The sequence below is a fragment of the Pseudomonas sp. NPDC089734 genome (assembly GCF_044748865.1).
Classification (GTDB): Bacteria; Pseudomonadota; Gammaproteobacteria; order Pseudomonadales; family Pseudomonadaceae; genus Aquipseudomonas.
Genome location: NZ_JBIVGV010000007.1, coordinates 57,627 through 77,036, shown reverse-complemented (window position 1 = coordinate 77,036; position 19,410 = coordinate 57,627). Strand labels below are relative to the sequence as shown.

The 19,410-nt window shown below is 60.4% G+C and carries 17 protein-coding genes; 14 read left to right on the top strand and 3 right to left on the bottom strand.

The features are described 5' to 3' along the window. Positions 1-29 precede the first annotated feature (29 nt). From ACIPY9_RS11220 to rarD, 3 genes are all read left to right on the top strand, one after another. The gene (locus ACIPY9_RS11220; RefSeq protein ID WP_400700502.1) at positions 30-1,931 is read left to right on the top strand and encodes a PhoX family protein; all 1,902 of its coding nucleotides are present in this window, start codon (positions 30-32) and stop codon (positions 1,929-1,931) included. 173 nt (positions 1,932-2,104) lie between these two features. Beyond that, entirely contained in the window at positions 2,105-3,079 is a 975-nt protein-coding gene (locus ACIPY9_RS11215; RefSeq protein WP_400700500.1) for a serine/threonine protein kinase, read from the top strand. Positions 3,080-3,169: 90 nt separating this feature from the next. Then, positions 3,170-4,057, top strand: coding sequence for an EamA family transporter RarD (gene rarD / locus ACIPY9_RS11210; RefSeq protein ID WP_400700498.1), 888 nt, complete (start codon positions 3,170-3,172; stop codon positions 4,055-4,057). A 217-nt stretch (positions 4,058-4,274) separates the two neighbouring features. Here rarD and ACIPY9_RS11205 read toward each other — a convergent pair whose 3' ends face one another. Beyond that, positions 4,275-4,793 carry a glycine cleavage system protein R gene (locus tag ACIPY9_RS11205; protein WP_400700496.1) on the bottom strand — a complete coding sequence of 173 codons (519 nt, stop codon included), beginning with the start codon at positions 4,791-4,793 and terminating at the stop codon, positions 4,275-4,277. A gap of 319 nt (positions 4,794-5,112) precedes the next feature. Here ACIPY9_RS11205 and ACIPY9_RS11200 point away from each other — a divergent pair, with 319 nt between their 5' ends. Then, a complete protein-coding gene (locus tag ACIPY9_RS11200; protein WP_400700494.1) occupies positions 5,113-7,287 on the top strand; it encodes a malate synthase G in 2,175 nt (724 codons plus the stop codon). A 60-nt stretch (positions 7,288-7,347) separates the two neighbouring features. Here the strand turns inward: ACIPY9_RS11200 and ACIPY9_RS11195 are convergent, their stop codons facing one another. Beyond that, complete coding sequence (locus tag ACIPY9_RS11195; RefSeq protein WP_400700492.1) at positions 7,348-7,794, bottom strand: response regulator; 447 nt, start codon at positions 7,792-7,794, stop codon at positions 7,348-7,350. 236 nt (positions 7,795-8,030) lie between these two features. Between ACIPY9_RS11195 and ACIPY9_RS11190 the strand changes: the two genes are divergently transcribed. The 7 genes from ACIPY9_RS11190 (at position 8,031) to otnI (ending at position 16,253) form a co-directional block, all read left to right on the top strand. Beyond that, on the top strand, positions 8,031-9,965 hold the full coding sequence (locus tag ACIPY9_RS11190; RefSeq protein ID WP_400700490.1) for a putative nucleotidyltransferase substrate binding domain-containing protein: 1,935 nt from the start codon (positions 8,031-8,033) through the stop codon (positions 9,963-9,965). Then, positions 9,962-10,675, top strand: a complete 714-nt coding sequence (locus ACIPY9_RS11185) for a PolC-type DNA polymerase III (protein ID WP_400700488.1) — start codon at positions 9,962-9,964, stop codon at positions 10,673-10,675. The genes ACIPY9_RS11190 and ACIPY9_RS11185 overlap by 4 nt, the downstream gene beginning before the upstream one ends. Before the next feature lie 215 nt (positions 10,676-10,890). Then, positions 10,891-11,895, top strand: coding sequence for an L-threonate dehydrogenase (gene ltnD, locus ACIPY9_RS11180; RefSeq protein WP_400700981.1), 1,005 nt, complete (start codon positions 10,891-10,893; stop codon positions 11,893-11,895). Positions 11,896-11,905: 10 nt separating this feature from the next. Beyond that, a complete protein-coding gene (otnK, locus tag ACIPY9_RS11175; protein ID WP_400700486.1) occupies positions 11,906-13,195 on the top strand; it encodes a 3-oxo-tetronate kinase in 1,290 nt (429 codons plus the stop codon). Continuing rightward, a complete protein-coding gene (locus ACIPY9_RS11170; RefSeq protein WP_400700484.1) occupies positions 13,195-13,833 on the top strand; it encodes an aldolase in 639 nt (212 codons plus the stop codon). Before otnK ends, ACIPY9_RS11170 begins: the two co-directional genes overlap by 1 nt. A gap of 161 nt (positions 13,834-13,994) precedes the next feature. Then, positions 13,995-15,452: an SLC13 family permease gene (locus tag ACIPY9_RS11165; protein ID WP_400700482.1), complete on the top strand. Its 1,458-nt coding sequence runs from the start codon at positions 13,995-13,997 to the stop codon at positions 15,450-15,452. A 21-nt stretch (positions 15,453-15,473) separates the two neighbouring features. Beyond that, a complete protein-coding gene (otnI, locus tag ACIPY9_RS11160; RefSeq protein ID WP_400700480.1) occupies positions 15,474-16,253 on the top strand; it encodes a 2-oxo-tetronate isomerase in 780 nt (259 codons plus the stop codon). Between the two features lie 43 nt (positions 16,254-16,296). Here the strand turns inward: otnI and ACIPY9_RS11155 are convergent, their stop codons facing one another. Beyond that, complete coding sequence (locus tag ACIPY9_RS11155) at positions 16,297-16,692, bottom strand: acyl-CoA thioesterase (protein WP_400700478.1); 396 nt, start codon at positions 16,690-16,692, stop codon at positions 16,297-16,299. Between the two features lie 217 nt (positions 16,693-16,909). Between ACIPY9_RS11155 and hslV the strand changes: the two genes are divergently transcribed. The 3 genes from hslV to ACIPY9_RS11140 all read left to right on the top strand — a co-directional run bounded on the left by hslV (position 16,910) and on the right by ACIPY9_RS11140 (position 19,320). Further along, positions 16,910-17,440: an ATP-dependent protease subunit HslV gene (hslV, locus tag ACIPY9_RS11150; protein ID WP_221610509.1), complete on the top strand. Its 531-nt coding sequence runs from the start codon at positions 16,910-16,912 to the stop codon at positions 17,438-17,440. 66 nt (positions 17,441-17,506) lie between these two features. After that, entirely contained in the window at positions 17,507-18,844 is a 1,338-nt protein-coding gene (gene hslU / locus ACIPY9_RS11145; protein ID WP_400700476.1) for an ATP-dependent protease ATPase subunit HslU, read from the top strand. A 98-nt stretch (positions 18,845-18,942) separates the two neighbouring features. Continuing rightward, the gene (locus ACIPY9_RS11140; RefSeq protein WP_400700474.1) at positions 18,943-19,320 is read left to right on the top strand and encodes a gamma-butyrobetaine hydroxylase-like domain-containing protein; all 378 of its coding nucleotides are present in this window, start codon (positions 18,943-18,945) and stop codon (positions 19,318-19,320) included. Positions 19,321-19,410 lie beyond the last annotated feature (90 nt).

Sequence of the window (19,410 nt, the reverse complement as noted above, 5' to 3'; positions counted from 1 at the left end):
TGGCTGCCACCTCTGTGGGAGCCGTGATGATGAAATTATTAGAAGAAAATCAATCAACCGACCTCGAGAAGATGGTCGGCCTCACTCGCCGTGGATTCATCGGCGCAGGTGCCCTGTGCGGCGCTGCGATGTTTCTGGGCGGCAACCTGCTGACCCGTAGCGCACTGGCCACCAGCGTCAGCGCAGCATCGGGCAAGCTGCTGGGCTTTGACAGTATTCCCGCCGCCACGGCCGACAGCATCAGCCTGCCGCCTGGCTACACCTCATCGGTTCTCATCAGTTGGGGCCAGCCCCTGCAAACGGACGGTCCGGCCTTCGACCCCAGCGGCAAAGGCACAGCCGTGGCGCAGGAAGTCCAGTTCGGTGACAACAACGACGGCATGAGCCTGTTCCCCATGCCCGGCCATAAAGACCGGGCGCTGATGGCAATCAACAACGAATACACCAACTACCGCTACCTCTACGATCACGGCAAGGAGCCGCAATCGGCCGAAGAGGTGCAAAAGGCGCTCGCCGCCGAGGGTGTTTCGGTCATCGAAGTCCAGCAGAAGAACGGCCAGTGGCAATTCGTGCAGGACTCCCGCTACAACCGCCGCATTCATGGCAACACGCCCATCGACCTGAGCGGCCCGGCTGCCGGACATGACTGGCTCAAGACCGACGCCGACAAGGCCGGTAAACATGCCCTGGGCACTTTCCAGAACTGCGCCAACGGCAAGACGCCGTGGGGCACTTACCTGACCTGTGAAGAAAACTTCACCGACTGTTTCGGCAGCAGCAACCCGGAACAGAAGTTCGATGCGGGCCTCAAGCGTTACGGCGTCGTGGCCGCCAGCAAGGACATCAACTGGCATCAACACAACCCGCGCTTCGATGTGGCCAAAAACCCCAATGAGGTCAACCGCCATGGCTGGGTTGTCGAAATCGATCCGTTCGACCCAAAATCCACGCCGGTCAAACGCACCGCGCTGGGCCGCTTCAAGCATGAAAACGCTGCGCTGGCAGAGACCAAGGGCGGTCGTGCCGTGGTTTACATGGGCGACGACGAGCGCGGCGAGTTCATCTACAAATTCATCAGCCGCGACAAGATCGACCATCAGAACCCCAAGGCCAACCGCAACCTGCTGGATCACGGCACCTTGTATGTGGCGCAGTTCGACGGTGGCGACAACAACCCGGATCGCCCGAAGGGCACAGGCCAGTGGATCGAACTGACCCACGGCAAGAACGGCCTGGATGCGGCGGCCGGCTTCAACAGCCAGGCTGAAGTGCTGATCCATGCACGCCTGGCGGCCAGTGTCGTAAAAGCCACGCGCATGGACCGTCCGGAGTGGATCGTGGTCAGTCCCAAGGATGGCCAGGTTTATTGCACCCTCACCAACAATTCCAAGCGTGGTGAAGACGGTCAACCCGTTGGCGGGCCTAACCCGCGCGCCAAGAACCAGTACGGGCAGATCCTGCGCTGGCGGGAAGCCGAGGACAATGCGTCGGCCATGGAATTCGAGTGGGACCTGTTCGTGGTCGCGGGCAACCCGGCCGTGCATGCTGGCACGCCGCAAGGCGGGTCGAGCAATGTCAACGCTCAGAACATGTTCAACAGCCCGGACGGACTAAGCTTCGACGAAGCCGGTCGTCTGTGGATACAGACCGACGGCGACTCCAGCAACAAGGGAGACTTCGCAGGCATGGGGAACAACCAGATGCTCTGCGCCGATCCGCACACCGGTGAAATCCGTCGATTCCTGGTCGGCCCCATCGGCTGTGAAGTTACCGGTATCAGCTTTGCGCCGGACTACAAGACGATGTTCGTGGGCATCCAGCACCCTGGCGAAAACGGAGGTTCCACCTTCCCCGAGCACCTGCCCAACGGCAAGCCCCGCTCCTCGGTGATGGTGATTACCCGCGAGGACGGCGGCGTCATCGGCGCCTGAAGACCGTTACCGTAGGAGCGAACTCATTCGCGAAAGGCTCATTCCAAAGGCAGAAATGCGTCGAATGTACCGACCTCTTCGCGAATGAATTCGCTCCTGCGTACGCCAGCCACGATCAGTCTGCGTTAACATCAGTGGCCCAACGCGGCAACCTGCTGCGCGCAGGAGTCAGCATGGCCCATCCGTTTGCAACACTCACCCCCGACCTGGTTCTCGACGCCGTCGAAAGCATCGGTTTCCTCAGCGACGCTCGCGTGCTGGCCCTCAACAGCTACGAGAACCGTGTCTATCAAGTCGGCATCGAGGGCGATCAGCCTTTGATTGCCAAGTTCTATCGCCCGCAGCGCTGGAGCAACGAGGCCATTCTCGAAGAGCACAGCTTCACCTTCGAGCTGGCCGAAGTCGAAATACCCGTCGTAGCCCCGCTCGTTCATGACGGGCAGACGCTCTTCGAGCACGGCGACTTTCGCTTCACCCTGTTTCCGCGCCGTGGCGGGCGAGCGCCGGAGCCGGGCAACCTCGATCAACTGTATCGTCTGGGCCAGTTGCTGGGCCGCATTCATGCTGTCGGTGCCGCCAGACCCTTCGAGCACCGTGAAGCCCTGGCAGTGAAAAACTTCGGTCAGGACTCCGTGGATTACCTGCTGGCAAACGACTGCATTCCACGTAGCCTGCTTCCGGCCTATGAGTCCGTCGCCCGTGACCTGCTCAAACGCATCGAAGATGCCTACGCCGCAACGCCACACACCACTATCCGCATGCACGGCGACTGCCATCCCGGTAACATGATGTGTCGTGACGACATTTTCCATATCGTGGATCTGGACGATTGCCGTATGGGACCTGCCGTACAGGATATCTGGATGATGCTGGCAGGCGACCGTCAGGAATGCCTGGGACAATTGTCGGAACTGATGGACGGCTACAACGAATTCCACGATTTCGACCCACGCGAGCTGGCCTTGATCGAACCGCTGCGAGCCCTGCGCCTGATGCATTACAGCGCCTGGCTGGCCCGCCGCTGGGACGACCCGGCCTTTCCGCGCAGCTTTTCGTGGTTCGGTACCGAACGCTATTGGGGCGACCATATCCTGGCCTTGCGTGAGCAACTGTCGGCGCTGAACGAAGAACCTCTCAAGCTGTTCTGATCCGGTCTGTGCGCCGCCCGCCCAAGGCACCCGGCGCATACCCGATCACTATAAAAAACAGAAAACCGCCTTTCCGTGCAAGGACACCACATGCAAGCTGCCAATCCACGCCGTGGATACATTCTTGGCCTGAGTGCTTACATCATCTGGGGCCTGTTCCCGATCTACTTCAAACTCATTTCTGCCGTTCCCGCGCTCGAGATCATCATTCATCGCGCACTCTGGTCGGCCCTGTTCGGCTCCTTGCTGCTCATGGTCTGGAAACACCCCGGCTGGTGGCGCGAACTGCGTGACAATCCAGGGCGCCTCGCCGTACTGGCGCTCTCCGGCAGCCTGATCGCCAGCAACTGGCTGGTGTATGTCTGGGCCGTGAACAACGGGCGCATGCTCGAAGCCAGCCTGGGTTACTACATCAACCCGCTGGTGAACGTCTTGCTGGGGATGCTGATCCTGGGCGAACGCCTGCGGCGGTTGCAATGGCTGGCAGTCAGCCTTGCCGCTGCCGGGGTGGCGCAACAGGTCTGGCATGTCGGCAGCCTGCCCTGGGTTTCTCTGGCACTGGCGCTGACCTTCGCCGTCTATGGCCTGATCCGCAAGAAGGCTCCCGTCGCGGCGCTGCCCGGTCTGGTCGTGGAAACCTGGATGCTGGTCCCGCTGGCTCTGGCCTGGCTGCTGCTCAACCCCATGGCACAGACCGCACAGCCTGAATTCTGGACCACCTCCCAGGCACTCTGGCTGGCGGCGGCCGGGCCTGTCACCCTTATTCCGCTGGTGTGCTTCAACGCCGCGGCCCGCCACCTGCCCTACACCGCGCTGGGCTTTCTGCAATACGTCGCACCAACGCTGGTGCTGGCGCTGGCCGTTCTGGTGTACGGAGAGCATCTGAGCAGCAACACGGTCATCACGTTTGCCTGCATCTGGGCCGGACTGGTTGTCTACAGCGTCGATGCCTGGCTGAGCTTGCGCAAACGCACCTGATCAAAAAACACACAATCCTTTGCAAGCCATGATTCACGTGGCCTGCAAAGGGTTCTCCAAGGGTTATCCACAGGCAGGCTCACGTTATTTGTGCACAAGCCCTTGAAACTGTTGAATTTTTGATCAAATCCCGCAAAGCCTTGATCGGCGTGGCACCCAAGACAGTCTCCCCAGGTTATCCACAGACGGATGCACGGTTAATCTGGATAACCCCTCTTCACACATCCGTCTTCAGCACCAGCTCCACCATCAAATCGTCCGCCAGTGTTTCAAGCCGGGCCTGCAGGTCATCCAGTGAAAGTGTCAGAGGCACACCCAGCATGGCGTCGGCATGAAACAGTAGCTCGCTGCTCATGGGGGCCGGGGTGACGTCGGTCACCAGGCTTTCGACGTTGACACCCTGCTCGGCCAGCAGGCGGGTGATATCGCGCACGATGCCCGGCCGGTCATTGCCCACCAGTTCCATGCTGATGGGTTTCCAGGTGCAGGCGGTCTCGACGGCACTTTCGGCCAGTTGAACATGGATGCCGTGAACCGACAGCACCTGAAGTGCCTGGATCAATTCATCGTGGTTTTCGGGAGGAACGCCCACTCGCAGAATGCCGGCGAACTGCCCGGCCATGCGCGACATGCGACTCTCCAGCCAGTTGCCGCCATGTTCGGCAATGCATTGAGCGATACGCTCGACCTGCCCGGGCTTGTCGGGGGCAACCACGGTGACTACGAGATGATCCACAGGTGACGTCCTCTGCTTGCAAAAAGGGGCCGCCAGAACACGGCGACTGTCGCAAAAGTATAGGCAAGGTTCCTCCAGGCACCGGAAACCGCAGACCGTGTACCGTTTTGATAATTATCTGGAACAATCGACGTCATTTTTGAGAACATTCGGGGTTGCAGCGTGACCGGTCGTGATAATCCGGTCGTTTGGTGACATATTGAGCCTCCACCGCTGCTCCTCATGTAGTATTCCGCAGCGCGAACTACAAAACATCGACATCACATAAGAGAGCGCTCCTGAGTGAGCTCGACCTGCTGAGCAGAGTGAGGCAAGTGCAATGACTGAGTACGTTCAAGTCGGTGACCTGAAGGTCGCCAAAGTCCTGTTCGACTTCGTGCAGAACGAAGCCACCCCTGGTACCGGCATCGATGCCGCAGCGTTCTGGGCCGGGGCGGACAAACTGATCCACGAGCTTGCGCCGAAGAACAGAGCCCTGCTCGCCAAACGTGATGACTTGCAGGCAAGAATCGATGCCTGGCACCAGTCCAATGCCGGAAAGGCCCACGACGCCCCGGCTTACAAGACCTTCCTTCAGGAAATCGGTTATCTGCTGCCAGAAGCGGCGGACTTCCAGATCACGACGCAAAACGTCGATGAAGAAATTGCCGCCATGGCTGGCCCGCAACTGGTCGTGCCGGTGATGAACGCCCGCTTCGCCCTCAATGCCTCGAACGCCCGCTGGGGCTCGCTGTACGACGCACTCTATGGCACCGACGCCATCAGCGAAGAAGGCGGAGCCGAAAAAGGCAAAGGCTACAACAAGGTTCGCGGCGACAAGGTCATTGCCTTCGCCCGCGCCTTCCTCGATGAAGCCGCGCCCCTGGCAGCCGGCTCGCATGCCGACTCGACGGCTTACAAACTGATCGATGGCAAACTGGTCATCAGCCTCAAGGGCGGCAGCAATACCGGCCTCAAGGACGATGCCCAACTGGTCGGTTTCCAGGGCGACGCGTCTGCGCCTTTCGCCGTGCTGCTCAAGCACAACGGCCTGCACTTCGAGATCCAGATCGATGCTTCCAGCCCGATCGGCCAGACAGATCCGGCCGGTGTGAAAGACATCCTGATGGAGGCCGCGCTGACCACCATCATGGACTGTGAAGACTCCATCGCCGCCGTCGATGCCGACGACAAGGTCGTGGTGTATCGCAACTGGCTGGGCCTGATGAAAGGCGATCTGGCCGAAGAGGTGTCCAAGGGCGGTGAAACCTTCACCCGCACCATGAACCCTGACCGCGTCTACACCACCGCCGAAGGCGGCGAAGTGACATTGCACGGCCGCTCGCTGCTGTTCATCCGCAACGTGGGTCACCTGATGACCATCGATGCGATTCTGGACAAGCAGGGCAATGAAGTGCCGGAAGGCATTCTCGACGGTCTGGTGACCAGCCTGGCCGCGATCCATAACCTCAACGGCAATACTTCGCGTCACAACAGCCGCAGCGGCTCGGTGTACATCGTCAAACCGAAGATGCACGGTCCCGAAGAAGCCGCGTTCACCAACGAGCTGTTCGGCCGTATCGAGCAAGTCCTGGGCTTGCCGCGCAACACGCTGAAAGTCGGGATCATGGACGAGGAACGCCGTACCACGGTCAACCTCAAGGCCTGTATCCAGGCGGCGAGCGAGCGCGTGGTGTTCATCAACACCGGCTTCCTGGACCGCACCGGCGACGAAATCCACACGTCGATGGAGGCAGGCCCGGTGGTGCGCAAGGCACAGATGAAAGCCGAGAAGTGGATCGGTGCCTACGAAAACTCCAACGTCGATATCGGCCTCAAATGCGGCCTGCAAGGCAAGGCCCAGATCGGCAAGGGCATGTGGGCCATGCCGGACCTGATGGCTGCGATGCTGGAACAGAAAATCGCCCATCCACTGGCAGGTGCCAACACCGCCTGGGTGCCTTCACCGACCGCTGCTGCGTTGCATGCCTTGCACTATCACAAGGTCGACGTGTTCGCTCGTCAGGCAGAACTGGCCCAGCGAGCGCCTGCGTCGGTGGATGACATCCTCACCATCCCACTGGCTCCTCAGGTCAACTGGACGCCGGAAGAGATCCAGAACGAACTGGACAACAATGCCCAGGGCATTCTGGGCTACGTCGTACGCTGGATCGATCAGGGCGTGGGTTGCTCGAAGGTGCCGGATATCAACGACATCGGCCTGATGGAAGACCGTGCAACGTTGCGCATCTCCAGTCAGCACATGGCCAACTGGCTGCGTCACGGGGTGGTCAACGAGGCTCAGGTGCTGGAAAGCCTCAAGCGCATGGCGCCGGTGGTGGATCGGCAGAACGCCAATGACCCGCTATACCGTCCGCTGGCCCCTGACTTCGATAGCAATATCGCGTTCCAGGCCGCCGTCGAACTGGTGATAGAAGGCACCAAACAGCCTAACGGCTACACCGAGCCGGTGCTGCATCGTCGGCGTCGTGAGTTCAAGGCGCGGAATCGCTGACAGGTTTTCGCGAATGAATTCGCTCCTACATGGGCGGATTCATTCGCGAATGATCAGGCCTCAGGCCATCCCCAACTCACGCTTGACCAACCTGACAAGCTGCTTGGTATTGAGCGGTTTGAGCAGAAAGTCCACGACGCTCAGGTGCATGGCGTCGATGGCATCACGCACGTTCGCGTCGCCTGAAACGATGATGATCGGCAAGGCGGCACGTTCGGAATCACGGACCCGGCGGATCAGGTCCAGGCCATCACAGGGGGCCATGCGCAGGTCGGTAATCAACAACCCGATGGACTGACGCGTCTGCAACAACTCCATCGCACTGTTACCCCCCCCGGCCGTCATGCAACTGATGTCATTGAGACTCAGGATTTCGGCCAGCAGCTCACGCGCATCGCTGTCGTCATCGACAATCAGGACACGCTGCGGCAAGTCGCGATTGGGCTGGAGCATGACCTCAGTCAGGGCGTCGCGCTCTTCATCGCTCAAGATGTCATGGTCACTCATTGCAGCAGTCTCATCATTCCCTGGACTCATTCTGACAGCAGATCAGCGTCAATCTGCGGCGCACTTTATCGGCTTCCCGGCCGGTGATCGAGCGCGATCCCATGCGTTCGTCAAAACAGTTTTACAAAAACCGCGGCTACCCGGGCACTATCCACGAGCGTAAGACTTACGTCCAATGGGCACTGCGCCGGAAGCGGCCGACCATGACCACCAATAACAAAAACGCGGTAAAGGTCATGAGTAAAGCAGACGCTTTCACCCAGGCAGGCAAGACAGCGGTGTTGCAGAACATCCACGGCACCATGCAGTTCCTGCAAAAATTCCCGCCGTTCAATCAGATGGAAAACGCCCATCTCGCGTACCTGGTTGAACAATGCCAACTGCGTTTTTACGCCGCCGACGAAAGCATCATCAAGCCAGCCGACGGTCCAGTAGAGCACTTTTATATCGTTAAGCAAGGCCGAGTGGTAGGGGAACGACCACATTCGGCCAAGGGCGGCACCGAAACCACCTTTGAAATCACGACCGGAGAATGCTTCCCGCTGGCGGCTTTGCTGGGTGAACGCGCCACACGGACCGAGCATCTGGCCGCAGAAGATACTTTCTGCCTGCAGCTGAACAAACAGGCCTTCATCAAGCTGTTCGCCTTGTCCACCACCTTCCGCGATTTCGCCTTGCGCGGGGTCAGCAGCCTGCTGGATCAGGTCAACCAGCAAGTCCAGCAGCGTGCTGCGGAAACCCTGGGCACCCAATATTCGTTGAACACCCGCCTTGGCGAACTGGCCATGCGCCATCCAGTGATGTGCAGCCCTGAAACGCCCATGCGCGAAGCCGTCAAGATGATGCATGAGCAACAAGTCGGCAGCATCGTGATCGTCGATGAACACCAGGCCCCTCTGGGGATTTTTACCCTGCGGGATTTGCGCGAAGCAGTTGCCGATGTGAATGCCGATTTCAGCCAGCCGATCAAACACACCATGAGCCCGGCACCGTTCCACCTGAGCCCCGATGCCAGCGCCTTCGACGCGGCCATCGCCATGACCGGACGTCATATCGCCCATGTCTGCCTGGTCAAGAACGAGCGTCTGTGTGGCGTGGTTTCAGAGCGTGATCTGTTCTCGTTGCAGCGTGTGGACCTGGTGCATCTGGCCCGTACCATTCGCAATGCGCCACGCATCGAAGCCTTGAGCAACCTGCGGGGCGATATCGTTCAACTGGTGGACCGCATGCTGGCCCATGGCGCGTCTTCGACCCAGATCACCCAGATCATCACCCTGCTCAACGATCACACCGTCTGCCGAGTCATTGAACTGACGCTGGAAGAAAAAGGCGATCCCGGCGTGCCCTTCAGCTGGCTGTGCTTCGGCAGTGAAGGACGGCGCGAGCAGACGCTGCACACCGATCAGGACAACGGCATTCTGTTTGAGGCCAGCGATGCGGTACAGGCCGCCGAGATTCGCGCCCGGTTGCTCCCCATCGCCGAGCGTATCAATCAGAGCCTTGCCCAATGCGGTTTCAGCCTGTGCAAAGGCAATATCATGGCCAGCAACCCCGACCTGTGCCTGTCCCGCAGTGAATGGGCCAGACGCTTTTCGGCATTCATTCGCGAGGCCACGCCGGAAAACCTGCTGGCCTCGAGCATCTACTTCGACCTGCGCGTGGTCTGGGGTCATGAAGCCGGGTGTGAACAGTTGCGGCGCGGCATCCTCGATCAAGTGGCAGACAACCGTCTGTTCCAGCGCATGATGGCGGACAATGCCCTGCGCCAGCGTCCTCCGGTCGGTCGCTTCAAGGATTTCGTGCTGGCGCGCAAAGGCAGCGACAAGGACACGCTGGACCTCAAGACCGAAGGCCTTACGCCTTTCGTCGACGGTGCCCGCCTGCTTGCCCTGGCCAATGGCGTCGGTGCCAACAACACCCTGGAACGTCTGCGGCAACTGGTCGAGCGTGAAGTCATCGACCCGCTGGACGGTGCCGCCTATGAAGAGGCCTATCACTTCATTCAGCAGACCCGCATGCTCCAGCATCAATTGCAAAGCCGACAGAACCTGCCGTACTCCAACCGCATCGACCCGGATACGCTCAACCATCTGGACCGACGCATCCTGCGCGAATCCTTCCGCCAGGCACAACGCCTGCAAACCAGCCTGACCCTGCGTTATCAACTATGAATCTGTTCGAATGGTTGCGACCACGCCCGAAAAAGACACCTCTGGACAGCCATCAACTGCAACGGCTTGCCGAGCTGCCAGCCTTTGCCCCGCTGAACGACAAGCCACTGCATCAGCAACGCTGGGTCGTGCTGGACCTGGAAACCAGCGGCCTGAACATGAACCGCGATCAGGTCCTGTCCATTGGGGCCGTCGTGATCGAGGATGGCGCCATCGACCTGGGTCAGCAGTTCGAGCGCACGATTCTGCGGGTCGATCACAAGGTCAGCCCCGCCGTGCTGATCCATGGTCTGGCACCCAGTGCGATCGCAGCCGGTAGCGAGCCAGTGGAAGCCTTTCTGGACTTCATGGCCTTCGCCGGGACCAGCCCGATACTCGCCTTCCATGCGCCGTTCGATCAGCACATGCTGTCGCGGGCCTTGAAAGACAGCCTGGACTATCGCCTGCAAAACCCGTTTTTCGATGTGGCAGAAATCGCCCCGATGCTCTGTTCTCACGCCAATCTGCGTCAGGCGGGGCTGGACGACTGGACACGTTTTTTCGGCCTGCACGCCGAAGAACGGCACCATGCCAGCGCCGATGCTCTGGTGACCGCCGAGCTGGCACTGATCCTGTTCAGCCATGCCCGCCGACAGCAGATCGACAACCCGCTTCGCCTGGAAGAAGCACTGGGCCAGTGGCGCAGACGCAAACAGTCGCACTCATTCTGATGCCCGTATGATTTACAAACCCTTCTCAGGAGCGAATTCATTCGCGAGAGGCCCGTGAGACAGAAGAAAACCTATCGTCTTCCATGATGTCTCGCGAATAAGCGGATCGCCGCCCGATTCGCTCCTACAGCAAGCCCCTTTTCGGGGCTTTTTTTATGTCTGCCTGAAAAAGCCCCTGCGATGTGAATATTTGTTAAAAACAAAAAAGACTTCACATTATTGACTCACTGATCCACTATCCGATTCACAGATCAGAACAATATCGTCCGTTTTGCTGGCACGATAAACATCGGCACAGACTCGAGGATTACTTCATGACCACTAAGAATGTTGGCGTTATCGGCCTGGGCGCGATGGGCCTTGGCATTGCCCGCTCGCTGCTGCGCAACGGCTTCAACGTGCATGCCTGCGATGTTCGCACCAGCGTGACAGAAGCCTTTGCCCAGGAAGGCGGCGTTGCCTGCGCCTCGCCTGCCAGCATGGCGGCCGCCTGCGATGTGATCATTACCGTGGTCGTCAACGCCGAGCAGACCGAAACCGTCCTGTTTGGCGAGAACGGTGCCATCGACGCTCTGCGCCCTGGCAGCCTGGTCATCGGTTGCGCCACTGTGGCCCCGACCTTCGCCGTCGAGCTGGGCCAGCGTCTGGTCGATAAAGGCCTGCTGTACCTCGATGCCCCGATCTCCGGAGGCGCTGCCAAGGCCGCCGCTGGCCAGATGACCATGATGACCTCCGGCCCGGCCGACTCGTACGCCAAGGCCGAAGCCGTCCTCAATGGCATGGCGGGCAAGGTGTATCGCCTGGGCGACGTCCATGGCCTGGGCTCGAAAGTCAAAATCATCAACCAGTTGCTGGCCGGCGTACACATTGCCGCCAGCGCCGAAGCCATGGCCCTGGGCCTGCGCGAAGGTGTCGATGCCGACGCCCTGTATGAAGTGATCACCAACAGCGCCGGTAACTCCTGGATGTTCGAGAACCGCGTGCCGCACATCCTCAATGCGGACTACACCCCTCTCTCGGCGGTGGACATTTTCGTCAAGGACCTGGGCCTGGTACTGGATACCGCACGCACCAGCAAATTCCCGCTGCCGCTGTCGGCTACCGCTCACCAGATGTTCATGCAGGCTTCCAGTGCCGGTTTCGGCCGTGAAGATGACTCGGCCGTGATCAAGATTTTCCCGGGCATCGAACTGCCGAAAGCCAAGTCTGAAAAAGCCTGAGGAACGCCCCATGACCCTGACTTCCTCTCGCCCGCTGCTGGGCTGCATCGCCGATGACTTCACCGGCGCGACGGACCTGGCCAACATGCTGGTGCGCGGCGGTATGCGCACCGTACAAAGCATCGGTATTCCGAGCGCAGAAATGGCTGCCGGTCTGGATGCCGACGCCATCGTGATCGCCCTCAAATCGCGTACCACCCCCACTGCCGAAGCCATCGAAGAATCCCTGGCGGCGCTGGACTGGCTGCGCGAACGCGGCTGCGAGCAAATCTTCTTCAAATACTGCTCGACCTTCGACTCGACAGCCGCTGGCAACATCGGTCAGGTCAGCGAAGCGTTGCTGGAAAAACTCGGCAGCGACTTCACGCTGGCCTGCCCTGCCTTCCCGGAAAACGGTCGCACGATCTTCCGTGGTCACCTGTTCGTCCAGGACCAGTTGCTCAACGAGTCCGGCATGCAGAACCACCCGTTGACGCCGATGACCGACGCCAACCTGGTGCGTGTCCTGCAAGAGCAGACAAGCAAGAAAGTCGGCCTGCTGCGCTATGACGCCGTCGCCAATGGTGTGGATGCCGTACGCAGCAAGATCGCCGAATTGCGCGCCGCTGGCGTGGGCATGGCGATTGCCGATGCCGTCTCCGACGCCGATCTGTACGTGCTGGGCGAAGCCTGTGCCGACCTGCCTTTGCTGACCGGTGGTTCGGGGCTGGCGCTGGGCTTGCCGGGCAACTTCCGCAAGGCGGGCAAGTTGCGTGATATCGATGCAGCCAAACAGACCGCCGTCAGCGGCGGTGAAGTGGTTCTGGCAGGCAGCGCGTCGGTGGCCACCAACGGTCAGGTCGCGGCCTGGCTGGAAGACAACCGTCCGGCACTGCGCATCAACCCGCTGGATCTGGCCGCTGGCAAACCGGTGGTCGAGCAGGCTCTGGCTTTCGCTCGCGACGCCGGGCAGACCGTCCTGATCTACGCCACCAGCACGCCGGACGAAGTCAAGGCCGTGCAAAAGGAACTGGGTGTCGAACGCTCCGGTGCCATGGTTGAAGAGGCCCTGGGTCAGATCGCCAAAGGCCTGCTGGAAACCGGTGTTCGCCGCTTTGTCGTGGCCGGTGGCGAAACCTCGGGAGCCGTGGTTCAGGCTCTGGGCGTGCAACTCCTGCAGATCGGCGCTCAGATCGATCCGGGCGTTCCGGCAACCGTCAGCAGCGGCGAACAACCGCTGGCCCTGGCTCTCAAGTCCGGCAACTTCGGTGCCCGCGACTTCTTCGCCAAAGCACTCAAGCAATTGGCAGGAGAAGCGTAATGAGCAACGAAAAAGCCCTGCGTGAAGAAATCTGCGATGTCGGCAGGCTGCTCTACAACCGTGCCTACACGGTCGGCAGCGCCGGCAACATCAGCGCCCGTCTCGATGATGGCTGGTTGATTACCCCGACCGACGCCTGCCTGGGCCGTCTGGATCCGGCGGATATCGCCAAGGTCAATCTGGCCGGAGAGTGGGTCTCCGGCAACAAGCCGTCCAAGACCCTGGCCCTGCATCGTCAGGTCTATGACCGCAACCCTGAAGTCGGTGGCGTGGTGCACACCCACTCGACGCATCTGGTTGCACTGACCCTGGCCGGTGTCTGGCAGGAAGACGACATTCTGCCGCCTCTGACCCCGTACCAGGTCATGAAAGTCGGCCACATCCCGCTGATCGGTTATGAGCGTCCGGGCTCCCCGAAAGTCGCCGAGCGCGTCGCACAACTGGCCAACAGTGTGCGTGGCGTGATGCTGGAGCGACTGGGCCCGGTCGTCTGGGAAAGCTCGGTCGCCAAGGCCTGCTATGCCCTGGAAGAACTCGAAGAAACCGCTCGTCTCTGGCTGATGACCAACCCCAAGCCAGCCCCACTGGAACCTGCAGCCCTCGAAGAGCTGCGTCAGGTTTTCGGCGCGAAGTGGTAATTCAGAAAAATTGACCGGGAGTCGCCTGTCGATTCCCGATCAACTCCGGCCCAGCCGAACACAATAACAACAGGACTCAAGAGCATGACTCACTCATACCTCGCTTTTGTCAGATGTTGCTCACTGCTTGCCCCCTCCTCCCTGTGCGGGAGTGCCCGGGCATGACTCCAATCATGTTGATGACCATCGCAGGCGCGGGTATCGCACTGCTGCTGTTTCTGGTTCTCAAATATAAATTCCAGCCCTTCGTCGCCCTGATGCTGGTCAGCATCATTGTGGCCCTGGTCGCCGGTGTAAAACCTGCCGATCTGGTCGCGACCATCGAAGGCGGCATGGGCAAGACCCTTGGCCATATCGCGATCATCATTGCCCTGGGCGCGATGATCGGGCGCATCATTGAACTGTCCGGAGGTGCCGAAGCACTGGCCAAGACACTGATCGACCGTTTCGGCAACAAGCGCACGCCGCTGGCGCTGACCGTGGCCGGTTTCATGGTCGGCATTCCGGTGTTCTTCGAGGTGGGCGTGATCATCCTCATGCCACTGGCCTACGGCGTGGCACGGGCTGCGCGCAAACCGCTGCTGATCTTTGCCTTGCCGATGTGTGCCGCACTGCTGGCCGTGCATGCGTTCCTGCCTCCGCACCCGGGAGCCGTTGCCGCTGCCAGCCAGTTGGGTGCCGACCTGGGTCGCGTGCTGATGCTGGGTATTCCGATCGTGGCCGTGCTGTGCATCATCGGCTACTTCGTGGCCGGTCGCATGACACGCAAGACCTACCCGATGACCGACGACATCCGTACCGAAGTCTACGGCCCGCATGTCACCAACGAAGACCTGGAAGCCTGGGCACGCAACGACTACTCCGCCGTTCGCGAAGCCACCCAGACTAAAAGCATCGGCGTGGAAGAAAGCGCCAGCAGTCTGGCAAGCAAGCTGCCACCCGCGCCTGCTCCGGGCTTCGGGCTGATCATTGCCTTGATCCTGCTGCCTATCGTTCTGATCCTGCTGGGTACGCTGGCCACCACCATGCTGCCTGCGACCTCCACGCTGCGCGCTGTCCTGACCGTACTGGGCGCGCCACTGGTTGCCCTGCTGATCGATACGCTGCTGTGCGCCTGGCTGCTGGGCTCGCGCCGTGGCTGGAGCCGCACCCAGGTGTCGGACGTGATTGGCTCGGCACTGCCGGGCGTGGCCATGGTGATCCTGATCGCCGGTGCCGGTGGCGTGTTCGGTAAAGTGCTGGTCGATACCGGGATTGGTGCCGTGGTTTCCGAAGCCTTGCGCAATACCGGCCTGCCGGTCCTGGCCCTGGGCTTCCTGCTGACCTTGCTGCTGCGTGCCGTTCAAGGCTCCACCACCGTTGCGCTGGTGACCACGGCCGGTATTCTCAGCCCGCTGATCGCCACGCTGGACCTGAGCGCCAACCATCTGGCCCTGCTGTGCCTGGCCATGGGCGGTGGCGGTCTGGCCATGTCGCACATCAACGATGCGGGCTACTGGATGTTCACCAAGCTGGCCGGCCTGAACGTCGGTGACGGCTTGCGCACCTGGACCGTACTGGTCACGCTGCTGGGTACACTGGGCTTCGTCATTACCCTGCTGCTTTGGCCATTCGTCTGACCTTTAAAGACTGGAGTTAACATGCCTCGTTTTGCCGCCAACCTCAGCATGCTGTACCCCCAGCATGATTTCCTTGAGCGCTTCGCCGCAGCCGCTGCCGATGGTTTCGGTGCGGTCGAGTATCTGTTTCCCTACGACTACAGCCCGCAGGAGCTCAAGCAACGCCTGAGCGACAACGGTCTGGTTCAGGCCCTGTTCAATGCTCCGCCAGGGGACTGGGCTGCCGGTGAACGAGGCATTGCCACCCTGCCGGGCCGCGAAGCCGAATTCCGCAGCGGCATCGAGCGCGCACTGGAATACGCTCAGGTACTGGGCAACGACCGGATTCACGTCATGGCAGGCTTGCTGCCCAGCGAAGATCTGCGCCAGCGTCATCAGGCCGTGTACCTGGAAAACCTGGCGTTCGCGGCCGAACAGGCCAAGCGTGTCGGCGTCACGGTGCTGATCGAGCCGATCAACACCCGTGACATGCCGGGTTTCTTCCTCAACCGTCAGGATCAGGCGCAGGCCATCTGCAAGGAAGTGGGGGCCGATAACCTCAAGGTCCAGTTCGACTGCTACCACTGCCAGATCGTCGAAGGTGACCTGACAGCCAAGCTGCGTCGTGACTTTGCCGGGATTGGCCATATCCAGATCGCCGGTGTGCCGGATCGTCACGAACCGGACCTGGGCGAGCTGAACTATGCCCACCTGTTCGAGGTGATCGACCAGTTGGGCTACGAAGGCTGGATAGGCTGCGAATATCGTCCGAAGGGCGATACCAGCGAAGGCCTGGCGTGGCTGCGACAGCTACAGGGCTGACCGCTCGAAGTCCTGCCTCGCAACCCGAGGCAGGACTCCTCTTCTATTCCGGCATATCGAACTGATCCTTGATATAGCGGATCTCCGTACGACCATGCGGCGCTGGCTGGCCGTCCTCCCCCAGATTGACGAACACCATCTTCTCGACGGTCAGAATGCTCTTGCGCGTGATCTTGTTACGGACCTGACACGTCAGGGTGATCGACGTGCGACCGAATTCGGTGGCGGTGATTCCCAATTCGATGATGTCGCCCTGGCGCGAAGCGCTGACGAAGTTGATCTCGGAAATGTACTTGGTCACCACACGCTGGTTGCCCAGCTGGACAATGGCGTAGATCGCAGCCTCTTCGTCGATCCAGCGCAACAGGCTACCGCCGAACAACGTGCCGTTGGGGTTGAGGTCTTCGGGCTTTACCCACTTTCGAGTGTGGAAGTTCATGTTCACTCCTGAGCGACAACCAATGGACGCTCATCATGGCAGACCTTGCCCTGCCCCTGCACGAAAACCCGTAGAGGCCACACCGGCAGCCATTTCGCGAATAAACCGGCTCTCGCACCGACCCGACCATTTGTCCCCGGCGGTTGAAATACCCGAGCCCACCCCCATATGAGTCTGCATCAGGGCATTTTCGCCCCGCTGCGTGGAGACTCTCCCCTTGACCACCATCGTTTCAGTGCGCCGCCACGGCAAAGTCGTCATGGCTGGCGACGGCCAGGTTTCCCTGGGCAACACCGTCATGAAAGGCAACGCGAAAAAAGTGCGTCGCCTGTACCACGGTGAAGTGATTGCCGGTTTCGCCGGAGCCACCGCCGATGCATTCACGCTCTTCGAGCGCTTTGAAGGTCAACTGGAAAAACACCAGGGCCATCTGGTACGTGCCGCCGTCGAGCTGGCCAAGGACTGGCGTACCGATCGTTCCCTGAGCCGTCTGGAGGCCATGCTGGCCGTCGCCAACAAGGACGCCTCGCTGATCATCACCGGTAACGGCGATGTCGTGGAACCGGAAGACGGCCTGATCGCCATGGGTTCGGGCGGCGCCTTCGCCCAGGCTGCGGCCCGCGCACTGCTGCTCAAGACCGAGCTGTCGGCCCGCGAAATCACCGAGACAGCGCTGCACATCGCTGGCGATATTTGCGTGTTCACCAACCACAACATCACCATTGAGGAGCAGGACCTCGCTGAATAAGCCGCTGCCCGGTTGCGTCACCCGCATCCCTGCCGACTTCTTTCTGCCTGAGGACCATCAAATACCATGTCCATGACTCCCCGCGAAATCGTCCACGAACTCAATCGCCATATCATCGGCCAGGACGATGCCAAGCGCGCCGTCGCCATTGCCTTGCGTAACCGCTGGCGCCGGATGCAGTTGCCTGAAGAACTGCGCGTCGAAGTGACCCCCAAGAACATTCTGATGATCGGCCCGACTGGTGTCGGCAAGACCGAGATCGCCCGCCGTCTGGCCAAGCTGGCCAATGCTCCGTTCCTGAAGGTCGAGGCCACCAAGTTCACCGAGGTGGGCTATGTAGGTCGCGATGTGGAGTCGATCATCCGTGATCTGGCCGACGCGGCCATCAAGCTGCTGCGCGAGCAGGAAATCGTCAAGGTCCGCCACCGCGCAGAAGATGCTGCCGAAGACCGCATCCTCGATGCCCTGCTGCCCCAGGCCCGTACCGGTTTCAACGAAGAGCCGGTGTCGACCAGCGACTCCAACACTCGCCAGCTGTTCCGCAAGCGCCTGCGCGAAGGCCAGCTGGACGACAAGGAAATCGAGATCGAAATCAGCGAAGCCGTTGGCGTCGATATCTCCGCGCCGCCCGGCATGGAAGAGATGACCAACCAGTTGCAGAACCTGTTCGCCAACATGGGCAAGGGCAAGAAGAAAAGCCGCAAGCTCAAGGTCAAGGAAGCGCTCAAGCTGGTGCGCGACGAAGAGGCCAGCCGTCTGGTCAACGACGAAGAGCTGAAGGTCAAGGCTCTGGAAGCCGTCGAGCAGCACGGCATCGTGTTCATCGACGAGATCGACAAGGTCGCCAAGCGCGGCAACTCCAGTGGCGTCGACGTTTCCCGCGAAGGTGTACAACGTGACCTGCTGCCGCTGATCGAAGGCTGCACCGTGAACACCAAGCTGGGCATGGTCAAGACCGACCATATCCTGTTCATTGCTTCGGGTGCCTTCCACCTGAGCAAGCCGAGCGATCTGGTGCCCGAGCTGCAAGGCCGTCTGCCGATCCGTGTCGAACTCAAGGCCCTGACGCCTCAGGATTTCGAGCGCATCCTCAGCGAACCCCATGCCTCGCTGACCGAGCAATACCGCGAACTGCTCAAGACCGAAGGCCTGAACATCGACTTCCAGCCTGACGGCATCAAGCGTCTGGCCGAAATCGCCTGGCAGGTCAACGAGAAGACCGAGAACATCGGTGCACGCCGCCTGCATACCCTGCTGGAGCGTCTGCTTGAAGAGGTTTCGTTCAGCGCCGGTGATCTGGCCAGCAGCCAGGATGCAGCCCCGATTCTGATCGACGCCGACTACGTCAACAGCCACCTGGGCGAGTTGGCCAACGACGAAGACCTGTCCCGGTATATTTTGTAAGAGCTGCAAGTGGCGAGCTGTAAGCTGCAAGCTGATCGTGCTTGCGGCTTACAGTTGCTTTCACTTGAAGCTTGCCGCTTACAGCTGAGGCTATCCTGATGCCCCCCATGCCCACCGCCATCGAATTGCACAAAGCCTCGAAGACCCTGACGCTCAAATACGGGTCGAACGAGGCTTATCATTTGCCGGCCGAATTTCTACGGGTGCACTCGCCTTCCGCCGAAGTCCAGGGCCATGGAAAGCCGATCCTGCAATTCGGCAAACTGGGCGTCGGCCTCCTCAAGATCGAACCCGCCGGGCAATACGCCCTGAAACTGACCTTCGACGACGGTCATGACAGCGGTTTATTCACCTGGGAATACCTCTACGAACTGGCCAGACGCCAGGACGCGCTGTGGGAAGACTATTTGCTGGAGCTGAGAAAAGCAGGCAAATCACGCGATCCTTCCGAACAAGTCGTGAAACTTATGCTTTAGTCATTGGGGTAAATGACGAAACGCACTCTCCTCACCCAAAACGCCGATCATCGTAGCCAGCACGCTCTGGCCTGCCGCTCGGCGCATTAG